This window comes from Pandoraea iniqua (genome assembly GCF_902459685.1).
Taxonomy (GTDB): Bacteria; Pseudomonadota; Gammaproteobacteria; order Burkholderiales; family Burkholderiaceae; genus Pandoraea; species Pandoraea iniqua.
The window spans coordinates 555,778-577,378 of record NZ_CABPSF010000001.1; the positions used below are offsets into that span (position 1 = coordinate 555,778).

The following is a 21,601-nucleotide window of genomic DNA, read 5'->3' on the forward strand; positions in this document are numbered from 1 at the left end:
GATCAGTCGCTCGCAGCACCTGCACTCACGCCATTTGCCAGTCCCCAGTGCGTTCGACGCTCGGTGAGGTCTCGCCATCGCGCCATGCCACGGGCAACGCGCCGCGCACGCGACGTACTTCACGCACGTGAACACGTACGAGCCGCAACGCGCCGACAAAGCCGCTCTGTGTTTCGTCATGCCAAAGAATTTCGGCATCGCCCGCCACGTGCAGAAAATCGCCTGAAGCGAAGTCGACGAAGAGCAACCCGACGCGCGGGTTCACGAGCAAATTGCCCAGCGTATTGAAAAACGAGTTGCCGCGAAAGTCGGGCCACGTCAGCGTGTGCGCATCGTCGACGCGCACGAACCCCGGCTTGCCGCCGCGATGCGATACGTCGGCGCCCGCGCTGCGTGCGGTGGCGCTTTCGCCGGCGTAGAACGACGCGACGAAGAAGGTTTCCGCGCTGGCGATTTGCCACTGCGCGTCGTCGTCGAGTGCGGTCTGCGGCGCCTCGGCTTCGGGCGGCGCAGCATGCGCCTCCGGCGTGATCTCACGCTTGCGGATGTACTGCGGACAATTGCCGAAACTCTGCGCTACACGCACGGCAAAGCCCTGCGCATCACTCTCGATGACTGGCCCATTGATGCGATTGCGGCGTCGCGTCGACGGTTCGAGTCCGAGTACGCCTACCGGGGCGCCGGGCGTCATCGTGCCGTAGAGCGGATCGGTCGGCGGCGGCAGCCCATCGACGCGCAGCACCGTGGGATCGGGCGAGTGGACGAAACCCGGCGTGCCGCTAAGCAGTGTGGCCCACGGTTGCGCGGCATCATCCAGCCCGCCGACCACCAGAAACGGCAGTTGCGGAAAGAACTGGCGATGCTGCTCGGGCATTGCTGTGCGGATCACTTTGGGACCGACTTCCGCCATCGCCTCACGCGAGCCCGCGAGCGTTTGCACCACCGCTTCGCCCGCGTGGAACGGCGAGTCGGGGCTCAAGATCGGCACGGGCAGCGGCAGCGGCAACAGATTCTCCCAGTCAGCGGGAGCATGGCGGATGTCGTTCATGATCGCCTCACACTCGGTTCACGCGGCCGCGTTCAGGCCGCACGGCAGCGATGCCATCGGCACGAACCCCGGCAATGCGGCGACGCGCTCAAGCCACGCACGCACAGCCGGATAGGGTTCGAGCGTCACATTCCCTTCCGGGGCGTGCGCCAGATACGCGTAACAGGCGAGATCGGCAATCGTGGGTGTGGCGCTGGCGAGGAATGCTGTCGCGGCCGGCGCCGTCAGGTGCGCTTCCATGCGCGTGAGCAACTGGTTGGCGCGCTGGATCATGTCCACGGTATCGCCCGGGCGCTTGAACGCCACCACGATGCGGGCGGCAGCCGCCCCGAAGGCCAGATCGCCGGCGGCGACCGAAAGCCAGCGTTGCACGTTAGCGGCCGCCACCGGATCGCGCGGCAGCCACGTGCCGGCCGGGTCATAACGCGACGCGAGGTAGACCAGAATGGCGTTCGAATCGCTGAGAATCACGCCGTTGTCGTCGATCGCCGGCACCTGTCCGAAGGGATTGATGGCGAGAAACGGCGGTTGCAAATGTTCTTTGCCCGGAAGATCGACATCGACCGTCTCGAACGGCAGGTTCAGCAGGTGCAGCATCAGCTCGACGCGATGACAGTGCCCAGAGAGGGCGAACCGATACAGCCGGATCGGGCGGTTCAGGTGGTTCGGGGAAGCGTGGGATGAAGCGGCTGATGCAGTCATGAGAAAGCTCCGGTGACGTCGCGAGTTGTGGGCGCGCTGGCGTCGCACTTTCTGCTACCGGCGCGCCATTCACGTATCCGACACCTGCATTGTTATTCCTATTGAATTCCGGATAAATGGCGAAGAACTGATTTGACTACTCCGGTAAGTGGAGTAATGTGACTTCCCATGGATAAACTTCGTGCCATGCAGACCTTTGTCGCCATCGTGGATCAGGGCAGCCTGAGCGCGGCGGCGCGCGCCCTCGATTCCTCACTGCCGGCGGTGGTGCGCACGCTGGCGGCGCTCGAAACCTCGCTCGACGTGCGATTACTCAACCGCACCACGCGGCGTCAGGCGCTGACCGAAGAAGGGCTCGCCTATCTGGACACCTGCCGCCGGATCCTCGGTGAGTTGCACGAGGCCGAGGCACGTCTGGCGGAACGCCACGAGGCGCCGACCGGCACGCTCGTGGTCACGGCGCCGGTGCTCTTCGGCCAGTTGCACGTGGCGCCCGCCTTGCATCGCTTCCTGCGGGCGTATCCCGCCATCAAATGCCGGTTGTTGCTGAACGACCGCGTGGTGAATTTGTGGGAAGAGGGGATCGACGTGGGTATTCGCATCTCACCGCTCGACGACTCCACGCTGGTCGCGCAGACGCTCGGTGCCATCCGGCGCGTGGTGGTCGCCAGCCCCGCGTGTCTGGCGGAGCAGGGCGAGGTGACGCATCCGCGCGAGTTGATCGGCAAGAACTGTATCCGTGCTTATGGGGTCGGTTACGCGCAGTGGCGCTTCTGGGAGAAAGGCGAAAAAGGGGAGAAGGGCGAGAAGGGCGAAGGTGGCCGCGAGTTTGCGGTGCCGGTCGACGGCAATCTGGAGGTCAATCACGGACTGGCGGCGATCGAGGCCTGCATCGGCGGACTTGGCTATGGCAGCTTCTTGTCCTATCAGGTGGTCGGGCCGTTGGCCGATGGCCGCCTCAAGCGCGTACTCACGGACTACGAAGGACCCGCGCGTCCGGTCAGCATCGTCTATCCGCACGCACGGCTGCTGCCGTCGCGCACGCGTGCATTCGTCGAGTGGATGAAGAAGGAATTGCGCGACGTGCCGATGGTGTGAGGCATGCGCGAAGGCGGGCATCGAAGCGAAATTCGGGCGCCAGACAAAAGAAGGCGGAAAGCGACAGTGCCGCTTTCCGCTAAAAAGCCCGCCGACGCCAACCGGCGGGCCGCTTCGTTCATGTCGCTCGAACCGTGTGAATCGTACGAGTCGATCGCTGTATCAGAGGCTTGGGCGTCATGCGTCAGGTGCTCATCGCGCCCATCGCGTGGAAGGGGGCTAATCGCGAACTGCGCGATCAGTCACGGCGCCAGCCGCGATGCCAGCCGCGGTCATGACGGTCATGGCGATCGTCCCAGCGGCGTTCGCGCCAGTCGTCCCAGCGATCGCGGCCGTAGTAGACCACCGGGCGCGGTTCGACATACACAGGGCGCGGCTGCACGTACACCGGTTGCGGTGCCACGTAGACCGGCTGCGGCGCGGCATAGACCGGTGCCGGCACGCCGAGATACACACCGACGTCCACGTGAGCCGATGCGGCACCTGATGCGGCAGCGGCGGCTACGCCAAGGGCAGCGATGATGAGAAAGCGTTTCATGGTGTCCTCCAGTGGCGCTCGCGAATCGGTGACGATGTGTCGGTGCGAGATGAGGCGAGCGCTTGCGGTGAGTCGGATCGATTCGCACGAAGCACTGTGTTGGCCTGTTGTCGAATCGTTGAGCCAAGTGTAGCGAGCGCACGGCGTGGCAGGTGCAACGAGTCTGTCGGGGATGTGTCGTTTTGTAACGCGAGTGGACGCGCTCTTCCCTTGTCACGTCACGCGCAGAGGACGGCAAAGCGGTGGGACGTCGGGCACGCCAGAAAGTGAAAAGGCACGGCGGAAAAAACAAAAGGCGTCACGCGAAAAACGCGGGACGCCTTGTGCTTTTGTTCGTTGGTAGGCTCGATTGGACTCGAACCAACGACCCCCACCATGTCAAGGTGGTGCTCTAACCAGCTGAGCTACGAGCCTAGAAAGACCGCGAGTATAGGGTCAATTTCTGAAGGTGGCAAGTCTTTGGCGAAAATTTCTGAAAAAAATTTGTGAAGCGCTTTCGTATCGATCACGCCTCGCCGCGTTTTGCCGTGCCACGGCGCGGCTTGGTTGGCTTGAGTCGCACCCAGATGCCTTGCTTGCCGCCCGTGCCTGCGCGCTGCTCCACATCGAACAAGCCGATGGTCGAGACGAGATCGCTGAGCTTGCCGAACCCGTAGTTGCGCGAATCAAAGTCCGGTGCCTGCTTGGCGACGTGGCTGCCGATGGAGCCGAGACTGGCCCAGCCGTCCTCATCCGAGACGTCCGTCACGGCGTTGCGCAGCAGCCGCACGAGACGCGCATCGCGCTTGAGTTCGGCGGCGCTGCGGCGTTTATTACGCCGCGTGGGCGCTTCCTCGTCGTCGTCATCGTCGCGTTCGTGATCTTGCCGCAGCAGTTCGGTGTAGATGAACTTGTCGCAGGCGGTGACGAACGGCTGCGGGGTCTTACGCTCGCCAAAGCCGTACACGATCAGCCCTTGTTCGCGAATGCGCGAGGCCAGCCGTGTGAAGTCGCTGTCGCTCGACACGAGGCAAAAGCCGTCGAAGCGCCCGGTGTAGAGCAGGTCCATTGCGTCGATGATCATCGCGCTGTCGGTCGCGTTCTTGCCGACCGTGTAGCGAAACTGCTGGATCGGCTGAATCGAATATTCGAGCAGGCACTTCTTCCAGCCGTCGAGATTCGGCTTGGTCCAGTCGCCATAGATGCGCTTCACGCTCGCCACGCCGTACTTGGCCACTTCAGTGAGCAGACCTTCGACGATGGCGGGCGCGGCGTTATCGGCGTCGATGAGAACGACGAGGGTCGATCCTTGAACGGCCACTGCGGAAGTCGGTGACATGAATGGGTTCCCTGTGGGCGAAGAGGTAACGCATTATGGCGCGGTTTGCCGCCGGTGCTGTCCCAGCGGCGCAAACCACAACACGGCAATCCCCACCAGCAGACTCGCGGCGGCAAACAGCAGCCCCGACGTGAACGAGTGTGTCCAGTCCTTGAGCGCCCCCACGACGATCGGGCTCAGTGCCGAACCGAGGTTGCCCACCGCATTGATGACGGCGAGCCCGAGCGCGCGTGTTTGCGGCGTGAGGCTGCGATCGGGCACGGTCCAGAAGATCGCCATCGCGGTGTACGCCCCGGTCGAGGCCATGGCAACCCCGGCGAGACGCAGCGACGCTTCGGGTGCGAAACAAGTGACGACCCAGCCCGCCGCCGAGAACAACATCGGCAGCACGAGATGCCAGCGGCGCTCTTGCAGGCGATCGGAGCGGCGCCCCCACCAGATCATGCCGGCGATGGTGCAAAGCGAGGGAATGGCGGCGAGCAGGCCGATGGTGACGTTGCTGCTCGTCGTGCCGAAGCTCTTCACGATCTGCGGAATCCACAGCGACGCGAGTGAGAGCGTGTTGACCAGACAGAAGTAGCCGAGTGCGAACTTCGCCACCGTGGGCGTCAGGATGGCGCGCCAGACGCTGTGTGTCTGCGTCGCGGCGTGACGATTGCCAGCCTGCTGCGCGACGGCAATCGCCGCTTCACGGTCACGTGCAATCATGCCGTCGAGCGTGCGCTTCTCTGCGGGGGAGAGCCAGCGTGCATCCGCCGGTTTGTCGTCGAGATACCACCACGTGGCGAAGCCCAGCAACACCGTCGGCAACCCTTCGAGCACGAAGAGCCATTGCCAGCCGGCGAGGCCTGCCACACCGTCGAGCCGCAACAAATAGCCGGATGCCGCCGCACCGAGCGCCGACGTGACCGGCATCGCGATCATGAACCACGCGTTCGCGCGTGCCCGTGCCGCCGAGGGAAACCAGTCGCCCATGTACAGCAGCATGCCCGGCAGAAAGCCCGCTTCGGTAATGCCGACAATCGCGCGAATCAGGTAGAGGCTGGTGGCATCGTGCGCGAACATCGTGGCGCTCGAGGCGAGTCCCCACGCGATGAGGATGGCGCCGATCCAGCGCCGTGCGCCGAACTTCACGAGCATCAGATTGCTCGGCACGCCGCACAGCACATAGGTCAGATAGAAGACCGTCGACGCCATGCCGAACATGGTGCTCGTGAGTCCGAGGTCCTGACTCATCGTCAGCGCGGCAAAGCCGACGTTGATGCGATCGAGAAACGAGAACAGGAACAGCACGAACAGAAAGCCGAGCAGGCGTCGCGAGACTTTGCGGACGACTGCTTGCTCCATGGCGGCGCTGGGCGCGTCGGCGTGCGATGCAACGGGTACAGGTGTAGCAATGCCGCCAGCGAGGCTGGCGGCAGGGGTCGTGCGGCTCATGATAAGTGTCTTCTCCAACGCGCCCCGCCTTGACTTGTCGTGTGGCGGTGTAAGGAAAGCGGGCCTGCCGTCGAGGGCAGGCGCCGAAAGAATCGATCAGGTGCGTGCGGCTTCGCCAATGAGTTCGATCACGCGCTGCGGGTCACTGATCTCGTTGGCTAGCAACAAGGCGAGTTTGGCGAGCAGCAGTTCACGCCGGTCTGCGGGGGCGGCATCGATGGCCAGCGCGAGGGTGTCGTAAATCTCTTCAAGCCCGGCGATGGCGGTGGGTTGTGCGGTCATGACAGGGGCTTCCCCAAAAGTACGTGGTGTGTGAAATGCTGCAACGCGTGCAGCACTTCACGCGGTTCAGACGCAGGCGGTCGCGTGCGCGAGCGCATCGGCAAGACGCGCGGCGTCGAGCGTCTGCCAGCGCGCGCAGATGTGGTGATCGGGACGCACGAGATAGGCCGTGCCGTGTTCTGCACCGTACCGTTCGAACGCATGACCCGTCGGATCGGGCAACGTGATGTCGGCACCGGCCACCGCGGTTTGCTTGTCGGCGAATGCGATCACCGTCACGGGCACACCGCGCTCACGCCACGTCGCGATGGTGTCGCGCAGCGCGCCGGAGAGTGGCGCGTCGCCGAAGGTCACGAGATGGAAGGCGGCGCCGAGATGATCGTAGAGATAGTCGTTCGCGCCGAGCTTCACGTTCGGTGCGGGCGCGCCGACGGTCGGACCGGCACTCATGCAAGCGTTGTCATCGCTGAGACTGTTCAATGGTGAGTCGCGATAGTCGTGTGCACGCGACGTGCGCCAGTGGAACAGCGGCCGCACGAATGCGTGGTCGAGCGACAGGTCGAGAACGGCGTCGCGCAGCAGGCGGAAGCCATGCGAAGGCGGTGTCATGAAGCGCGTGCTCTTGCCCGCTTCGGCGATGATCTCGCGCGCGGCACCCACGCGATCATGCGTGTACGACGCGAGCAACGCCGACGGTGCCACGCCTTTGGCCACAGCGGCCAGTTTCCATGCCAGATCGATGGCGTCCTGAAAGCCGGTATTCGCGCCGCGCACACCGAAGATCGGCAGCAGGTGAGCGGCATCGCCCGCGAACAGAATGCGTCCGTGCACGTAATCGGGCAGCGTGAGTGCGCGCGCGGAATAGACCGAGCACCAGTCGAGCTCCCACGGTTTACCGCCCAGACCCATCATGTCGAGCTGCGCGTTGATGCGCTCGCGGATCGTCTCCGGTTGCAGCGCGTGTTCGGAGGTTTCCGTGGCGGGCAACTGATAATCCACTCGCCAGATGCCGTCGGGTTCGCGATGCATCAGCACCGTGTTGCCCGGGTTCCAGTCCGGTGCGAAATAGGCGAGGCGTTCGGTCGGCAGGTCGAGATCGATGCGGATGTCGGCGATCACGAAGCGCCCTTCGTAACTCGCCCCTTCGAAGCGCAGTCCCATGGCCGTGCGCACCGTCGAGCGCGCGCCATCCGCTGCTACGAGCCACTGCGCGTGTTGCGTGTATTCGCCGTCGGGCGTGTCGATTTGCAGCGTGACTTGGCCGTTGTTCTGCTTGTTCTGCTCGCTTTGTGTCACGCCGACCAGCTTGTTCCCCCAACGAATCTCGACGAGCGGCTCGCGCTCGATGGCGTCCACCAGATAGCTCTCGAGCACGTTCTGTTGCAGGTTGATGAGCGGGGCGAAGCGATCATCCTCGCTCACGGGAGATTCCATGCGGAACACGCGCTGGCCGCGATAGAACGAATTACCGCTGGTCCATGGCAAGCCCTTCGCGACCACGGCCTCGGCCACACCGACGGCTTGCAGAATCTCCTGCGAGCGGCGCGTGAAGACAATCGCGCGGCTGCCTTCGGAGACTTGTTGCTCGGCTTGCAGCACCACGCAGCGCACGCCATGACGCGCCAGCGCCAGCGCCGCGACCATGCCGATCGGGCCGCCGCCGACGATGGCGACAGGCACTTCGGGCGGCTCGCCTTGCGGGAAAAAGTGCGGATGGACGCGGTACGCGTGATAAAGCGACGCGCGCGGGGAAGTCTCTGGTCGATGCATGGTGCGACACCCGAAAAACGGCTCGACGCGCCCGCCGTCGACCGTCTCGTGTCAGCGCAGAGCCGGCCAGCACAAGCGCGCAGGAAAGGCCAATCTGGCCTTTGCGTATTTAGTTGCTAACGCAACCATTCTAGTGTGCTAAGGTTGCGCCCGCAACCAAATATCGTCTCATTTTGACTAGGGGAAAACACTGAAATGCGGCCTGCTCACAAGACCCTCGATCAGTTCCTGACGTACAAGATGCACCGCCTGATGAAGCAGCACGACAAGCGCATTGCGCAGTCGTACGCGGATGCGGCGCAGTTGAGTCTGGCCGAATCGCGCGTGTTGGCGGCGGTGGGTTCGGCGGGGGCGTTGTCGAACTCCGAGCTGGCGCGGCGTGCGAATCTCGACAAGAGTCAGGCGAGCCGTGGTGCGGACGGATTGGTGTCGCGCGGGCTGGTGAGGCGCGCGCCGGATGAATTCGACGGCCGGGCAGTGAAGGTCACGTTGACGCCGGAAGGCGAGGCCGTGTGGCGCGTGGTGATCGGTGCGGCGCGCGAGCACTATGAACACTTGTTCGAAGCGCTCACAGATGAAGAGATGCGCGTTTACGAGCGATTGCTCGACAAGTTGCTGTTGCGCTCGGATGAACTGGATGGGTCGGACTGAGCGCGACCCGACTTTACAAAAGCTTCAAAAGAAGAGGGGCACCCACGTGAGTCGGTGCCCCTCTTGCATTGCGGCGACGTCCGGCGGTTCAGCAGCGTGGCTGACGCCCCGCAGCCATTACGCGAACGAAAGCGTCTTCGTCAGGTCACCCGGCGGCATGGCGCCGCGTGCCGCGAAGGCGGCATTGCGATAGGCGATGCCTTCGAGCGTGGGCAGGTCATACAGACGTGTGATGAAGCGCAGCACCGAGGTGGTGTCGTAGAACGTGTGATCGACATTGCCGCGCTTGGCGAACGGCGACACGACGAGTGCCGGAATGCGCGAACCCGGGCCCCAGCGGTCGCCTTTGGGCGGGGCGACGTGATCCCACCAGCCGCCGTTTTCGTCGTACGTAATCACAACCATCATGTTCTGCCACTGCGGCGACTTCATCAGGTGGGCGAGGATGTTCGCCACGTGCTGATCGCCCGACTCCACATCCGAGTAGCCGGCGTGCTGGTTCAGGTTGCCTTGCGGCTTGTAGAACGTCACGGCGGGCAGCTTGCCTGCGATGGCGTCGGCGATGAACTTGTTCGAGATCGGGCCGTCGCCGAGACCGCCGTCGCGCAGATGTTCTTCACGCGCGGCGGTGCCGGGTGCGAACTGGGCGAAGTAGTTGAACGGCTGGTGGTGGTACTGGAAGTTCGGCGTATCCGGCCCGCCCTTGTGATCGAGCGCGGCCTGCCATGCGCCCGCATACCAGGCCCACGAGACACCCTTCGACGAGAGCAGGTCGCCGATGGTGGCGAAGTTTTGCGGCGGCAGCGTGCTCGGGTTCGACGGATCGGCGAGGTTCTTGTCGCCACTGGCCGACGGCTTGACCGGCGACGGCTGATACGGCGGCATCATCGTGTTCACGGCGAAGTTATCGGGCGTGATGGCCCCGTCGCGCACGAACTTCGGCTTGCCGTCGGCCGCGGCGGCCGGCGATTCGGCATGCACGGCCAGACGCACGCCTTGCGGGCCGTCGGCGAGCACGGCGATCTTGTCCTTGGCCGGGCTTTGCGCGGCGTTCGGGTACACCGGCGGGCGGCCGGTGATCAGGAACTGGTGATTCAGGAACGAACCGCCGAAAGCCGCCATGAAGAAGTTGTCGCACATCGTGTACTGCTGCGCGATCTTGTACATGTTGAGCGTCTTGGCGGTCTCGCCGTAGTAGCCCATGACGAGGCCACCGGAGTCGGCCCACGCGGCGAACTGGTTGTTCGTGCCATCGGCGATCTGCATCTGGTTCTGCCAGAACACGTGCCAGAGGTCACGGGTGATGACCGATTCCGGCAGCAGCTTGCCTTCGGCGTCCTTGAGCATGAACGGGGCGTTCGGCTGGCGCGGGATGTCTTTTTCGGTGATGTGGTACTTCTTGCCGCCGATGGTCTGGGCCTTGGGCACGAGGCCATCGAAGAACGGCGGGAGCAGCGACATCGGCGTTTTGCCGTCGCGATCGATCTGCGTGTAGGCGGAGGCGGGCACCTTCGAGAGCGGCTTCTCGACGCCGGGGAAGTCGGCGAACAGGTTGTTGAAGCTGCGGTTCTCGAGGTAGATCACGACCACGGTCTTGATGCTGGCCTTGAGCTGCGCGTCGAACGTACCGCCGGGCGCGACAACGGTCGGGGCACCGGCACCGCCTTCGGCGGCGCAGCCCGTGAGGGCGGTGGTGGCGCCTGCGGCACCGGCGGCACCGATGGCGGCCAGGCCTTGCAGAATGCGGCGACGCGACGGGTCGGACGGATTGTCGTCCTGACTGTCGAGGGCGGGGTCGTGCGGCTGGGGCGTGGCGTCGTGCGTCATGATGTCCTTGTGTGACGTGTCGGGCTTGGTGCGCGCGTGGGCGCCCGCAGACGGTCGGCAAGGGTACGACGTACGAGTCAGGTCGTCACCCTGCCCGGGCGGGCGAGGCAGACGACGTTTTTACGCGTCGATTGTGACAATTCAGTGACGAAACAAAGGCACTTCCCGGTGAGGGGGCGGAAGTGGCTGGGGCGGGCTAGGTGCTACGGGGGGCGGCAGGGTGCGGCGGGGAAATTCCGAATGTTTTGGGGCGATGTGCCACGCGGGCTTTGCGGTTTCTACAATGCACCGTTGCACTTCGAAAGTGTCCCGATTCTCCGTATCTCCATTCGCCCAATTCCCCAATTCCCCGGACGCATGTTCGGGGCATGTTGCCCATCCCGCCAATGACTTCCCTACTGAGTACCCGCCTGCGGTCCGACCTGCCGTTCGATGTTCGCTTGCTTCGCGTCATGCGAGAGCGATCGATGGAAGGGCAGGAGATGTCGACCTCCGAACAACTTGCCGACGCGACAACGGTTGGCCTTGAAACCGTGCGCGATGCACTCGGCCGCTTGTGGGCAGGGGGCGATGTGGTTCGGCTTGGGGGCGGCGAGGCCCCACGATACGTCGTGGTGAGCGAGGCGGCAGGCAGCGTTGTTTGCGAACCGCATTTGACGCACGACGTCAGTCCGCCGCTTGATACGTCCCCTGCAACCGACACCGAGGCAGTGTGGGCCGACACGTCGCCGGAGGCGGTGTTGCGCCGTCGACTGGAGGCACCGCTCTCGACGCGCACTGCGGTGGGCTACCTGCGGGATTTCGTCGACAGTTACGTCCCCAATCAAACATCGCTATTGCCCGCGGAGTTGGCGCGCGGATTGTTTGGGGCAGGGCGGCTTCCCGGCCGTCAACCGGCGGGCACATTTGCACGGCGTGTGCTGGAGGAATTGCTGATCGATCTGTCGTGGTCGTCGTCGCGACTGGAAGGTAACCGCTATAGCTTGCTGGAAACCGAAGCACTGTTTCGCGAAAAGACGATCGACGGGGATCGCGATGCGGTGATGTTGCTCAATCACAAACGCGCGATTGAGTTTCTGGTGGATGCGGTGCCGCATGAGGGGCTAACCACGAGCTTGCTGCGCAATTTGCACGCCTTGCTTATGCAGGACCTGCTCTCAAACCGGAACGCCCTCGGCACGATCCGGTGCCGGCCCGTTGGTATTACGGATACGCGCTTTCAGCCGGAGCAGACACCTTGCGTGCTCGACGAAATGTTCACGCAGATCGTGACGAAGGCGGCAGAAATCCGAAATCCTATCGAGGCGGCATTCTTCCTCTGGGTGCAGTTGCCGTATCTGCAACCGTTCGAAGACGGCAACAAGCGAACGAGCCGCCTCGCTGCCAATGTGCCGTTGATGCTCAAGAACTGCGCGCCACTGTCATTTCTTGATGTTGATCCGATGGAATATGCGCAAGCCATGATCGGCGTGTACGAGTTTCGCGACACATCGCTCGCAGTTCGGCTGTTCGAACGAACTTACCGCAGATCGTTGACGAAGTACGCCACTGCGGCGCTCTCGGATGATTCACCGGATTTGGAGCGTGTGAATTTTCGCGCGCAATTGACTGTCGCGATCGATCGCATCGTCCGGGCCGGCGCCACGGTGTCGGATGCGGTATCGGCACTCAGTCTCACGACGGGCGCCTGCCAAACCTTTGTGCCGATTCTGGAGGAGGAGTTGTCGGAGCTCGGGCCTTTCAACTGCGCACGCTATTACCTGACACCGCATATGACGCAAACGTGGATTGATGCGGGGCGCCCGAGTTGATTCAGAGGTTGCGCGTCGCAGGCTTAGAGGCGTTGTACCCACTATCCTCAAACAGCCCGGTACGGAACTGTTCGACCAGATCGTCGAGCAGGGCACGCAGTGCGCTCGGCATCTGCTTACGTGACGTGTAGACGCCGTACACCGTCATTTCGCGTGGCACGTAATCGGGTAGCAGCGCCTGCAACGTGCCGTCGCGCAGGTGTGGCAACGCCGCATACACCGGCTGCATGCCGATGCCGGCACCGGCCAGCGTCGCCGAGAGCAATACGTTGGCCTCGTTGGCCGACAGATTGCCGCCGACGGGGACGCCCAATGGCGTACCGTCATGCGTGAATTGCCACAGACTCTTGCCGAAGTACGTGTACGTCAGACAGTTATGCAACGCCAGATCTTCGGCGCGCGAGGGCGTGCCATGGCGTTGCAGATACGCCGGTGCTGCACACACCACGGAATGGCAGGTCGCCAGCCGCCGCACGATTAATCCCGGCGCCGGCTCGGATGTCACGCGAATCGCCAGATCGATGCGCTCGTCGACCAGATCGACGGTGCGATCCGCCACCACGAGATCGATGGCCACGCCCGGATGCCGCGCAATGAACCGCGTGACCGCCGCTGCCAGAAACGCCTGCCCGAGCGACGTGCTGCACGCCACCCGCAACAACCCGCGCGGGGTCGTGTCGTCATGCGACACGCTGGCAAGATCGTCGGCGATGCCCAGCATCTCGCGGCACCGGGGCAGCGCGTCGAGCCCCGCCTCCGTCAAACTCACCGCCCGCGTCGTGCGATGCAACAACCGCGTGCCGAGCCACGCCTCCAACTCCGCCAGATAACGCGAGACCATCGCGCGCGACATGTCGAGCCGCTGCGACGCCGCCGTAAGCGAGCCGCGCTCGGCCACTTCGGTAAAGACACGCATGGCTGTCAGCCGATCCATGATTTGCTCGATCGATGCAACAAAGTGATCGTCATTATGGGCTTTTTCTGAGCGATTGGCGCGTCTACGATGTCACTCATGGAACGCGTCGAGCGCCGACGCAGGCAAGCAAGAGCGCCGGTACGCCGGCAGCCCGTTCAAAAGGACACCCCCGACATGACTCAAGCCCGTTTGCATTACATCGCCGATCCGCTGTGCGGCTGGTGCTACGCCGCCGCACCGCTCGTACGCGCTGCCCGTGACGTCGCCGGTCTCGACATCGCCCTGCACGGCGGCGGCATGATGGCCGGGCCCAATGCGCAGGCGGTCACGCCGCAATTGCGTAATTACGTGATGCCGCACGATCACCGCATCGCCGCGCTCACCGGCCAGCCGTTTGGCGATGCCTACTTCGAAGGCCTGCTGCGTGACGACAGCGCCGTATTCGACTCGGCACCGCCGACGGCCGCCGTGCTGGCCGCCGAGACGCTCGCCGGGCGTGGTCTCGATATGTTTGCCGCCCTGCAACGGGCGCACTACGTCGACGGCAAGCGCATCGCCGATCGCGATGTGCTCATCGATCTCGCTGCCGGACTCGGTCTCGATCGCGACGCCTTTGCCGACGCGTTCGATGCGCAGGACGATGCCGCGCTCATGCGCCATTTCCGCGAAAGCCGCGCGTGGCTGACGCGTGTCGGCGGCAGTGGCTTTCCGACGTTCGCGCTGGAGATCGACGGCCAACTCGAACGACTGGAACCGGGGCGCTATCTCGGCAAACCCGACGCGTGGCGCGACGCACTGCGTGAACGCCTGCTCGCGGCGCAAGCGGTGCAAGGCAACGCCTCGGCGGGCGCCCAAACCACCGGCAACGACGCCGGCACGCCCCCGCAATGCGGCCCCGACGGCTGCGCAATCTGATGCTGCGGCGGTGGCGTCGGCGGATGACGCCACCACCGCTGAATTCCCCCCTCACTTTTCCCCCACTCTCAGGAGACTCCCGATGAAAGTCGCATTGATTGGTATTACCGGCCGCGTGGGTACGCGTGTTGCGGCCGAGTTGCTGCAACGTGGTCACACGGTCACGGGTATTGCCCGCAACCCCGAGCGCGTCGAAGCCGAAGCGGGCCTGCGCGTCGTCAAGGGCGATGCTGCCGATCCGGCATCGCTCGCGCCGCTGCTCGCAGGCAACGACGCCGTGATCAGCGCCGGTCGTTTCGTGTCGATGGACGCAGCGAAGCTGGTCGACGCCGTGAAGCGCGCAGGCGTGCCGCGTCTGCTCGTCGTGGGTGGTGCGGGAAGTCTGGAGGTGGCGCCGGGCAAGGCACTGATCGACACGCCGGAATTTCCCGAAGCGTACAAGGCGGAAGCCAGTGCGGGCCGCGACTTCCTTAACGTGCTGCGTGCCGAGCCCAAAGACTCGTCGCTGAACTGGACCTTTCTGTCGCCGTCGGCCCTGTTCGAGCCGGGTGAGCGCACGGGCAAGTTCCGTCTCGGGGGCGATGGCCTGCTGGTCGATGCCAACGGCAAGAGCTGGATTTCGATGGAAGACTACGCCATCGCGTTGGTCGATGAACTCGAAAAGAATCAGCACCCGCGCGCGCGTTTCACCATCGGGTACTGATTCGCGACGCAGCCGCGGCGGTTTGACGGCGGATCGGATATCGAGCGAGGGCGGTGACGTCCTCGCTCGAAGTCTTTGGCGCGGTCGAGAATCATCGCTGAACGCTGACGTCAGCGTGCCTTTCGGAACGTCAGGTTAAAACGCACCGCGTCGGCGTCGAAGCTGCCTTCCACGCTGGCGATGCCGTGATAGACGAGCCGCGACGGGCCGCCCCACACGACGACATCCCCCGGTTCCAGCCGCACCTTTCGCGTGCGGTCGCCGCGCTGCAATCCTCCCCAGAGAAAGACCGCCGGCAAGCCGAGCGAGACCGATACGATCGGTGCGCCCAACTCGCGTTCGTCCTTGTCCTGATGCAGCGTGAGACGTGCGTCCAGCGTGTAGCGATTGATCAGGCAGGCATCCGGCGCGAAGTCGGCGTACCCGGCGGCGTTTGCCGCCTCCCGCGCCAGTTTCACGAACGACGCCGGCATGGCAGGCCACGCCTTTCCCGAGAGCGGATCGCTAGTGCCATAGCGATACCCCATCCGGTCACTGATCCAACCCACTTCGCCGCAATTGGTCATGGCGACCGACATGCGTTTGCCGCCCGGCGTGAGCCAGTGGCGTAACGGCGCCTGTGCCATCACCCCATCGATATCGGTTTGCAACGCATCGAGGCTCGCACCGGCATAGCCGCGCAGCACGAACGCGCCGGGGCCGAGTTCGTCGGCCTGCACGGTTTGCGTCGCGCGGGAATCTGGCGAATCGTTGGAATGAGAGAAGAGGTCGAGTGTCATGTGGCGTCGTGCAGAATCAGGCCCAGCGTGTGCCGGTGACCACTGCGCAGGCGGCTCACGCCATGGCGAAGATTCACGCGATACACGCCGCGTGTGCCGTTCACCGGGCGATGATTCACGGCGAACACCACCGCATCCCCGCGCATTAACGGCATCACTTCGGCGCGCGATTGCATCCGCGGACGCTGCTCCGTCAGCACGAACTCGCCGCCGGTGAAATCTTCGCCCGGTTGCGAAAGCAGAATGGCCACCTGCAACGGGAACACATGTTCCCCATAAAGGTCTTGATGCAGGCAATTGTAGTCGCCGGTGCGATATCGCAGCAGGAGCGGTGTCGGGCGGCGCTGACCTGCCGCGTGACACTGTTCGAGAAACGCGGCGTGTGTCGATGGATAACGAACGTCGATGCCAAGCGCGGCGTGCCAGCGGTGGGCGATCTCTCGCAACGGCGCGTAGAACCCTTCGCGCAATTCGGCAACGAGCGGTGGCAGCGGATAGGCGAAATATTGGTATTCCCCCAGCCCGAAACCGTGGCGCGCCATCACCACCCGGCTGCGAAAGCGCGATGACGTTGGCGTAATGCTCGGGCGGCCGTCGGTCTCGCCATACATGTCGGCGATCGCCGCGCATTCCGCTGCGCTCAACAGATTCGGTACACGTGCGGCACCGAAACCATTGAGCTCGCCTTCGATCGCTTGCCAGTCGAGCGTCTGCACCCGGCCGACCTGTTCACGCGCGGTCATCGCTTCCCCTTTGCGGACGCGCCAACCGCACCGACCGCGCCAACCATCTCGGCCTGTTCGTGCGCGAGCAGTGCGCGCTTGCGCTCCACGCCCCAGCGATAGCCCGACAGCCCGCCGTCATGACGCACGATCCGGTGACACGGAATCGCCACGGCCAGCGTGTTCGATGCGCAGGCCTGTGCGACGGCCCGCACGGCTCGCGGCGCGCCGATCCGCTCGGCGATCTCGGAATAGCTTGCGACCTTGCCTGCCGGCACATCGCGCAACGCCTGCCAGACCCGTTGCTGAAAAGCGGTGCCCCGCACATCCAGCGGCAGCGACAACCCGAGGCGCGGCGACTCGATAAAGCCGACCACTTGGGCGACCCAGCGCTCGAATTCGGCATCGGCGCCCGTGAGTTCTGCTTTCGGGAAACGATCCTGCAATTCGTGCACAAGGGTTTCCGGATCGTCGCCCAGCGAGATCGCGCACAACCCGCGCGGCGTGGCAGCCACGAGCAACGCGCCAAGGGAACACTGCGCGACGGCAAAGCGAATCGACTCCGCTTGTCCGCCGGCGCGGAATGCGGCCGGTTTCATGCCGAGCAACGCATCGGCGTTCTCATAGAAACGGCCGTTTGAGTTGAAGCCTGCGTCGTAGAACGCCGATGTCACGCTGCCGGCGGCGGGCAGGGCATCGCGCACGCGCTCGGCGCGGCGTCCGTTGGCATAGGCACGCGGTGTCACACCGGTGACGGCCCGAAACAGGCGATGGAAGTAATGCGGGCTGAGACCGGCCTCGGCGGCGAGGTCTTCCAGACGTGGCGCGACCTCGGCTGTGTCGATACGGCGGCACGCGGCGGTGATCAGTTCGGCATGACGTGCATCGAGCGTGCCCTGATCCGGCTTGCAACGCTTGCACGGACGAAAACCAGCCCGCTCGGCCTCGGCCATATCGGCGTGAAACGCCACGTTCTCGCGCAGTGCAAGACGTGCCCCGCACGACGGCCGGCAATACACGCCGGTCGTGCGCACGGAATAGAAAAATGCCCCGTCGGCCTCTTTATCGCGCGCGGCGACGGCAGCCCATTTGGCGGCGTCGGTCGCGTACCGGGTCGCGGACGTATTCGACTGCCCCGCCGTTGCCGAAGACTGGCGTGCGCCATTCGTGTGCTTCGCGGTATGGGTATTCGCGCTATCCGGCGTATGGCCGGCACTCGCAGGGCTGACGTGACGAACTGAAGGCTTGGTACTCACTTGATTGGCACACATCGCAGTGTTCTCCCAATGACTGATGACTTGCCTTCAGTGTAGGGAGCCGGCCGCGATACCGCGCTCCGCTTCTTGCTATTGAATTCGACCCAGTGCCGGCGCGGCTCACACGCCCGGTGGCATGGTTGTGCCGAGTTTGGCCGCGAAGCTCATGACCATCACCAGCACGAGGGCTTCGATGGCGATCACGCGAGCGAAGGCCGTGGTGTCCAGATGCGCCTCGCCGGTATCGAGCGCCAGACGCGGCAGAAAATGCCAGCGGTTCCATGCGCCCAGCACGGCAGCACAGGCGACGAGCACGAGCTTGGTGATCAGCCACGCGAGATACGGCGCGTTCTGCGTTGCAAACCACATAGAGGGCGTCTCGCCCAGCGTACGCCACGCGTTGAACGCCCCGGTAACGAGCGCGACGAACATCGCCAGCGTGGCCACCGACGACAGACGTTCGCCGTAGGCGGCTCTCGCGCCGACCGGCCAATGCCGCCAGCCCGGGATGACACAGCCGGCGACCAGCAGTACGCCGGTCCACGTTGCCGCCGCACCCACGTGCAGTGTGTGTATGCCGATGGCAAGCCACGGCATGGGCGCGTCGGCGGCGTGGCCGGTGCCTGCCCGGGCCAGTGCCAGCAACACGGCCCCGACCGCGTAGATGGTGCGTGCGTGACGCTCCTGCTGATGCTCGCGGAGATGGTGACGGTCGCGGGGATCGTCTGCGACAGGCGGCGAGTCGCGCAAACGGCGGCGCGCGTCGTACCACGTCCACGCGCCCGCACAGAGCAGCGCGACGCCCAGCGCCGCGACCCATTGCATGCGTCCGTAATGCGATTGCGTGAGTACCAGCCACACGTCGCCGAGCATGGCGGACGTGCTCTCCCAATCGCCGCCGGTCATGGCCTGCGTACTCGCCAGCACATAGGCGGCCCACGCCACGACGGCGAGCCCGGCCGCAAACCCCGGCAGCACACGCAACGTGAGCCCGCGGCGCACCGCGTGCGGACTGCGCAGCAACAACACGCCGAGCGCCAACGCCAGCGCGAGGTTGAGCAGGCCGGCGGTTGCCGGCTGCCAGGTGCCCGCCGCGAGATCGGCCGGCATCACTTCACGGTGAACTTGAAGCTGCCTTGCGTGCGGTGCCCGTCGTTCGCCACGGCGACCCAGTTCGCCTGATAGTCACCGGCGGCGAGCGCCGGCAACGCCAGCGTGAGCGTCTTGCGGGCGGCGTCGAGTTCGGCCTTCGCCTCGGTGACGGGCTTGCCCTTCGCATCGACGACGGTGAGCTTCGAGAGCGCACCTTCGAGGGCCGAGTCGAACGTGACGCGTGCCGACTTCGGCGCGTCGACCGTGGCTTGCGCCGCAGGCTCGCTCGATACCGGATGCGCATGGGCCCACGCGCCTTGGGAAAGCCCTGCCAAGCCGAGGGTGGCAACAAGCGCAAGCGCTCGCGTGGCGCGGCGCAACGGGTGGGAACGACGGCTCGGAGCGCCCGGGGCGCGTGTGGCGTAAGAGGTCTTGGACATACGCATATTGAGTTTGATGAAAAAGGGATTGGGAACGGCAATGTGGCGTATCGGGCGCCTCACTATGCGCGACCTGCACCGCTCGCGCAGTATCGCAGACCTTGCAGACCGATGCAGCCGCCCGGCGGTTCCGCGACAGGCGGTGCGACGCGGTGTCGCGCCGTCCGCGGCTGGGTATGCCCTGTTCGGTGTTTGTCTGATATTTGCAACTCAGTTGCAAGTTCGGGAATCTCTCCGTATCATCGCGTCATATTGCAACTCAATTGCATTTTTGCGGCGACCGTTCGTCGCAGCCCCGTATGCGCGCCGACGCGTTCGATCTGGCTTGACGTTGCACCGGTCCCCCCGACGGCGCGCGCCACCGGCGTCACGCCCACGCCCTGCCGGCTTTTCCCAGGCTCCGGCATGGCGACACCCCTCGCGAGCGTCGTCGGCGCGCATCCCTACGGGGCCGCGTCGCGCTCACGCGTGGCCGGCCACATCCGTGAAAGGTTCGAAAGGCAGCGGGCGTTGCCAGCCATTGATCGCCCCCCACGCAAACAGGATCCATCCGCCATGACACCTCCTCTCAACGCCACTGCCGCCGGCAGTGCCGACCGCCGTCTGCCCGTCACCGTCCTCTCCGGCTTCCTCGGGGCCGGCAAGACCACGCTGCTCAATCACGTGCTGGGCAATCGCGAAGGCCTGCGCGTCGCGGTGCTCGTCAACGACATGAGTGAAGTCAACATCGACGCCTCGTTCGTCGAACGGGGCGCCGCCAACGCCGGTGCGGCGCTGTCGCGCACGGAAGAGAAGCTGGTCGAAATGAGCAACGGCTGCATCTGCTGCACGTTGCGCGAAGACCTGCTGATCGCCGTGCGGGAGTTGGCGCAGGACGGCCGCTTCGACTATCTGCTGATCGAATCGACCGGTATTGCCGAACCGATGCCGGTGGCCGCGACCTTCGAGTTTCGCGATGAAGCCGGCCAGTCGCTCGCCGACGTGGCCCGTCTCGACACGATGGTGACCGTGGTCGACGCGCTGCACGTGCTTGAAGACTTCCATGGTCTGGACACGCTCGCGCAACGTGGCGAAGTCGCGGGCGAAGAAGATGAACGCCGTCTGGCGGAACTGCTGACCGAACAAATCGAATTTGCCGACGTGGTGGTGGTGAGCAAGGTCGATTGTGTCGACGCGGCGCGACTCGACGCCGTGAAGGCACTGATCACCGGCCTCAATCCGTCGGCACGCATCGTGCTCGGCGAGCGCGGGCAGGTGCCGCTGACCGAAGTGCTGGGCACGGGACGCTTCGACCCGGAGCGTGCGGAGCAGATGGCCGGTTGGGCGCAGGCACTCGTGGGCGATCACGCGTCGGAAGCCGACACCTTTGGCGTGACGAGCTTCGTGCTGCGCCATCGCGAGCCGCTGCACCCCGCGCGCTTTGCCGCGTTCATGGGGATGCCGCTGCCGGGGTTGATGCGGGCGAAGGGCTACGTATGGGTGGCGAACCGGCCCGCGTGGGCGCTTGCCTACTCGCGTGCAGGCAATACGGCGACGCTGGAGGCCGTCGGCCAGTGGTGGGCCGCCGCAGACCCCGATCATTGGCCGGCGCTTGGCGACCCGCAGCGCGACGCGATCGAAGCCAATTGGGAAGCACCGTGGGGCGACCGCATCAACGAAGTCGTCTTCATCGGGCGTGAAATGGATCGCACCGCCATCGAGTTCGCGTTCGCCGAGTGCCGTCTGGGTGTGGTCGAACTGGCGCAGGGTGACGCCGCATGGCGCGACTCGCAGGACGCGCTGGCGCTCGACTTGCCGGGCGGCACTGCATGAGTCGTGTGGGCTTGATTGGCGGCTTGAAAGGAATGGGGATGGGGCGTGTGAGTGGCAGCAACGACATGAACGGCAGCGCCGATCGCGCGCAGTTCACGCTCTCGCGCAGCTTCGTGTTTGAAGCGGCGCACACGCTGGCCCGGCGCGACATCGATCCGCCGAGCATCGACGCGAGCCGCCGCATTCATGGGCACAGCTACCGTGCGACGGTAGAAGTGACGGGCAAGCCGCAGGGCGAGACGGGCATGGTGCTCGACCTCGCCGTCTTCGACGCGGCGTTGGCGCAGGTGTGCGAGCGCCTCGATCACCGGCTGCTCGACGATGTCGCCGGGCTTGGGCCCGCCACGCTCGAGAACCTGTGCAGTTTCATCTGGCGCACGCTGGCACCGCGTCTTGTCGGACTCTCACGCGTGACCGTGAGCCGCGATGCGCGCGGCGACGCATGTTCACTTGTGATCGGCCCTGCATGAGCGCCAACAGGACG

General features: G+C 64.8%; 20 protein-coding genes, 1 tRNA gene and 1 pseudogene. 7 read left to right on the plus strand and 15 right to left on the minus strand.

All coding sequences use genetic code 11. The features are described from left to right. Positions 1-25 precede the first annotated feature (25 nt). Together PIN31009_RS02370 and PIN31009_RS02375 are read right to left on the minus strand one after the other, a co-directional pair. Positions 26-910, minus strand: a complete 885-nt coding sequence (locus tag PIN31009_RS02370) for a pyridoxamine 5'-phosphate oxidase family protein (protein ID WP_246185516.1) — start codon at positions 908-910, stop codon at positions 26-28. Positions 911-1,066: 156 nt separating this feature from the next. After that, the gene (locus PIN31009_RS02375; RefSeq protein WP_217426752.1) at positions 1,067-1,750 is read right to left on the minus strand and encodes a glutathione S-transferase family protein; all 684 of its coding nucleotides are present in this window, start codon (positions 1,748-1,750) and stop codon (positions 1,067-1,069) included. A 168-nt stretch (positions 1,751-1,918) separates the two neighbouring features. On the opposite strand from PIN31009_RS02375, the gene PIN31009_RS02380 reads away from it, so the two are divergent. Continuing rightward, positions 1,919-2,848 carry a LysR family transcriptional regulator gene (locus tag PIN31009_RS02380; RefSeq protein ID WP_150789181.1) on the plus strand — a complete coding sequence of 310 codons (930 nt, stop codon included), beginning with the start codon at positions 1,919-1,921 and terminating at the stop codon, positions 2,846-2,848. 238 nt (positions 2,849-3,086) lie between these two features. On the opposite strand, the gene PIN31009_RS02385 is transcribed toward PIN31009_RS02380, so the two are convergent. The 6 genes and pseudogenes from PIN31009_RS02385 to PIN31009_RS02410 all read right to left on the minus strand — a co-directional run bounded on the left by PIN31009_RS02385 (position 3,087) and on the right by PIN31009_RS02410 (position 8,193). After that, a complete protein-coding gene (locus tag PIN31009_RS02385; protein WP_087690137.1) occupies positions 3,087-3,386 on the minus strand; it encodes a PXPV repeat protein in 300 nt (99 codons plus the stop codon). Between the two features lie 337 nt (positions 3,387-3,723). After that, positions 3,724-3,800: transfer RNA gene (locus PIN31009_RS02390), tRNA-Val, on the minus strand. A gap of 136 nt (positions 3,801-3,936) precedes the next feature. Then, a pseudogene (locus PIN31009_RS02395) lies at positions 3,937-4,704 on the minus strand (NYN domain-containing protein); the annotation flags it as partial. 33 nt (positions 4,705-4,737) lie between these two features. Continuing rightward, positions 4,738-6,141, minus strand: coding sequence for an MFS transporter (locus tag PIN31009_RS02400; RefSeq protein ID WP_150789182.1), 1,404 nt, complete (start codon positions 6,139-6,141; stop codon positions 4,738-4,740). 96 nt (positions 6,142-6,237) lie between these two features. After that, positions 6,238-6,423 carry a DUF2783 domain-containing protein gene (locus PIN31009_RS02405; protein WP_150682852.1) on the minus strand — a complete coding sequence of 62 codons (186 nt, stop codon included), beginning with the start codon at positions 6,421-6,423 and terminating at the stop codon, positions 6,238-6,240. Positions 6,424-6,489: 66 nt separating this feature from the next. Further along, the gene (locus tag PIN31009_RS02410) at positions 6,490-8,193 is read right to left on the minus strand and encodes an FAD-dependent monooxygenase (protein WP_150789183.1); all 1,704 of its coding nucleotides are present in this window, start codon (positions 8,191-8,193) and stop codon (positions 6,490-6,492) included. A gap of 195 nt (positions 8,194-8,388) precedes the next feature. Here PIN31009_RS02410 and PIN31009_RS02415 point away from each other — a divergent pair, with 195 nt between their 5' ends. After that, positions 8,389-8,844 carry a MarR family winged helix-turn-helix transcriptional regulator gene (locus tag PIN31009_RS02415; protein WP_150789184.1) on the plus strand — a complete coding sequence of 152 codons (456 nt, stop codon included), beginning with the start codon at positions 8,389-8,391 and terminating at the stop codon, positions 8,842-8,844. A 117-nt stretch (positions 8,845-8,961) separates the two neighbouring features. Here PIN31009_RS02415 and PIN31009_RS02420 read toward each other — a convergent pair whose 3' ends face one another. After that, the gene (locus PIN31009_RS02420; protein WP_150789185.1) at positions 8,962-10,671 is read right to left on the minus strand and encodes an acid phosphatase; all 1,710 of its coding nucleotides are present in this window, start codon (positions 10,669-10,671) and stop codon (positions 8,962-8,964) included. A 386-nt stretch (positions 10,672-11,057) separates the two neighbouring features. Between PIN31009_RS02420 and PIN31009_RS02425 the strand changes: the two genes are divergently transcribed. Next, positions 11,058-12,482 (plus strand): Fic family protein, encoded by a 1,425-nt coding sequence (locus tag PIN31009_RS02425; RefSeq protein WP_246185482.1) that lies wholly within the window; start codon positions 11,058-11,060, stop codon positions 12,480-12,482. 1 nt (position 12,483) lies between these two features. On the opposite strand, the gene PIN31009_RS02430 is transcribed toward PIN31009_RS02425, so the two are convergent. Beyond that, positions 12,484-13,416 carry a LysR family transcriptional regulator gene (locus tag PIN31009_RS02430; RefSeq protein WP_150789186.1) on the minus strand — a complete coding sequence of 311 codons (933 nt, stop codon included), beginning with the start codon at positions 13,414-13,416 and terminating at the stop codon, positions 12,484-12,486. 156 nt (positions 13,417-13,572) lie between these two features. Between PIN31009_RS02430 and PIN31009_RS02435 the strand changes: the two genes are divergently transcribed. Further along, a complete protein-coding gene (locus PIN31009_RS02435; RefSeq protein ID WP_150789187.1) occupies positions 13,573-14,313 on the plus strand; it encodes a DsbA family protein in 741 nt (246 codons plus the stop codon). Between the two features lie 82 nt (positions 14,314-14,395). Beyond that, a complete protein-coding gene (locus PIN31009_RS02440; protein WP_150789188.1) occupies positions 14,396-15,016 on the plus strand; it encodes an NAD(P)-dependent oxidoreductase in 621 nt (206 codons plus the stop codon). A 110-nt stretch (positions 15,017-15,126) separates the two neighbouring features. On the opposite strand, the gene alkB is transcribed toward PIN31009_RS02440, so the two are convergent. From alkB to PIN31009_RS02465, 5 genes are all read right to left on the minus strand, one after another. After that, positions 15,127-15,795, minus strand: coding sequence for a DNA oxidative demethylase AlkB (gene alkB / locus PIN31009_RS02445; protein WP_150789189.1), 669 nt, complete (start codon positions 15,793-15,795; stop codon positions 15,127-15,129). Beyond that, the gene (locus tag PIN31009_RS02450) at positions 15,792-16,538 is read right to left on the minus strand and encodes a 2OG-Fe(II) oxygenase (RefSeq protein WP_150789190.1); all 747 of its coding nucleotides are present in this window, start codon (positions 16,536-16,538) and stop codon (positions 15,792-15,794) included. The genes alkB and PIN31009_RS02450 overlap by 4 nt, the downstream gene beginning before the upstream one ends. Continuing rightward, the gene (ada, locus tag PIN31009_RS02455) at positions 16,535-17,788 is read right to left on the minus strand and encodes a bifunctional DNA-binding transcriptional regulator/O6-methylguanine-DNA methyltransferase Ada (protein ID WP_150789191.1); all 1,254 of its coding nucleotides are present in this window, start codon (positions 17,786-17,788) and stop codon (positions 16,535-16,537) included. Before ada ends, PIN31009_RS02450 begins: the two co-directional genes overlap by 4 nt. Positions 17,789-17,893: 105 nt before the next feature. After that, positions 17,894-18,883 (minus strand): copper resistance D family protein, encoded by a 990-nt coding sequence (locus PIN31009_RS02460; RefSeq protein WP_150789192.1) that lies wholly within the window; start codon positions 18,881-18,883, stop codon positions 17,894-17,896. Beyond that, a complete protein-coding gene (locus PIN31009_RS02465) occupies positions 18,883-19,305 on the minus strand; it encodes a copper resistance CopC family protein (protein ID WP_150682864.1) in 423 nt (140 codons plus the stop codon). The genes PIN31009_RS02460 and PIN31009_RS02465 overlap by 1 nt, the downstream gene beginning before the upstream one ends. Positions 19,306-19,860: 555 nt before the next feature. Here PIN31009_RS02465 and PIN31009_RS02470 point away from each other — a divergent pair. Next, positions 19,861-21,117 carry a GTP-binding protein gene (locus PIN31009_RS02470; RefSeq protein ID WP_150789193.1) on the plus strand — a complete coding sequence of 419 codons (1,257 nt, stop codon included), beginning with the start codon at positions 19,861-19,863 and terminating at the stop codon, positions 21,115-21,117. Then, positions 21,114-21,587: a 6-pyruvoyl trahydropterin synthase family protein gene (locus PIN31009_RS02475; RefSeq protein ID WP_343039021.1), complete on the plus strand. Its 474-nt coding sequence runs from the start codon at positions 21,114-21,116 to the stop codon at positions 21,585-21,587. The genes PIN31009_RS02470 and PIN31009_RS02475 overlap by 4 nt, the downstream gene beginning before the upstream one ends. The last annotated feature ends 14 nt before the right edge of the window (positions 21,588-21,601 follow it).

What these genes read in the sequence shown, in the direction of transcription:
- PIN31009_RS02370 (WP_246185516.1), bottom strand. Translation starts at nt 910, where the DNA reads ATGGCGGAAGTCGGTCCCAAAGTGATCCGCACAGCAATGCCCGAGCAG.
- PIN31009_RS02375 (WP_217426752.1), bottom strand. Translation starts at nt 1,750, where the DNA reads ATGACTGCATCAGCCGCTTCATCCCACGCTTCCCCGAACCACCTGAAC.
- PIN31009_RS02380 (WP_150789181.1), top strand. Translation starts at nt 1,919, where the DNA reads ATGGATAAACTTCGTGCCATGCAGACCTTTGTCGCCATCGTGGATCAG.
- PIN31009_RS02385 (WP_087690137.1), bottom strand. Translation starts at nt 3,386, where the DNA reads ATGAAACGCTTTCTCATCATCGCTGCCCTTGGCGTAGCCGCCGCTGCC.
- PIN31009_RS02400 (WP_150789182.1), bottom strand. Translation starts at nt 6,141, where the DNA reads ATGAGCCGCACGACCCCTGCCGCCAGCCTCGCTGGCGGCATTGCTACA.
- PIN31009_RS02405 (WP_150682852.1), bottom strand. Translation starts at nt 6,423, where the DNA reads ATGACCGCACAACCCACCGCCATCGCCGGGCTTGAAGAGATTTACGAC.
- PIN31009_RS02410 (WP_150789183.1), bottom strand. Translation starts at nt 8,193, where the DNA reads ATGCATCGACCAGAGACTTCCCCGCGCGCGTCGCTTTATCACGCGTAC.
- PIN31009_RS02415 (WP_150789184.1), top strand. Translation starts at nt 8,389, where the DNA reads ATGCGGCCTGCTCACAAGACCCTCGATCAGTTCCTGACGTACAAGATG.
- PIN31009_RS02420 (WP_150789185.1), bottom strand. Translation starts at nt 10,671, where the DNA reads ATGACGCACGACGCCACGCCCCAGCCGCACGACCCCGCCCTCGACAGT.
- PIN31009_RS02425 (WP_246185482.1), top strand. Translation starts at nt 11,058, where the DNA reads ATGACTTCCCTACTGAGTACCCGCCTGCGGTCCGACCTGCCGTTCGAT.
- PIN31009_RS02430 (WP_150789186.1), bottom strand. Translation starts at nt 13,416, where the DNA reads ATGGATCGGCTGACAGCCATGCGTGTCTTTACCGAAGTGGCCGAGCGC.
- PIN31009_RS02435 (WP_150789187.1), top strand. Translation starts at nt 13,573, where the DNA reads ATGACTCAAGCCCGTTTGCATTACATCGCCGATCCGCTGTGCGGCTGG.
- PIN31009_RS02440 (WP_150789188.1), top strand. Translation starts at nt 14,396, where the DNA reads ATGAAAGTCGCATTGATTGGTATTACCGGCCGCGTGGGTACGCGTGTT.
- alkB (WP_150789189.1), bottom strand. Translation starts at nt 15,795, where the DNA reads ATGACACTCGACCTCTTCTCTCATTCCAACGATTCGCCAGATTCCCGC.
- PIN31009_RS02450 (WP_150789190.1), bottom strand. Translation starts at nt 16,538, where the DNA reads ATGACCGCGCGTGAACAGGTCGGCCGGGTGCAGACGCTCGACTGGCAA.
- ada (WP_150789191.1), bottom strand. Translation starts at nt 17,788, where the DNA reads ATGTGTGCCAATCAAGTGAGTACCAAGCCTTCAGTTCGTCACGTCAGC.
- PIN31009_RS02460 (WP_150789192.1), bottom strand. Translation starts at nt 18,883, where the DNA reads ATGCCGGCCGATCTCGCGGCGGGCACCTGGCAGCCGGCAACCGCCGGC.
- PIN31009_RS02465 (WP_150682864.1), bottom strand. Translation starts at nt 19,305, where the DNA reads ATGTCCAAGACCTCTTACGCCACACGCGCCCCGGGCGCTCCGAGCCGT.
- PIN31009_RS02470 (WP_150789193.1), top strand. Translation starts at nt 19,861, where the DNA reads ATGACACCTCCTCTCAACGCCACTGCCGCCGGCAGTGCCGACCGCCGT.
- PIN31009_RS02475 (WP_343039021.1), top strand. Translation starts at nt 21,114, where the DNA reads ATGAGTCGTGTGGGCTTGATTGGCGGCTTGAAAGGAATGGGGATGGGG.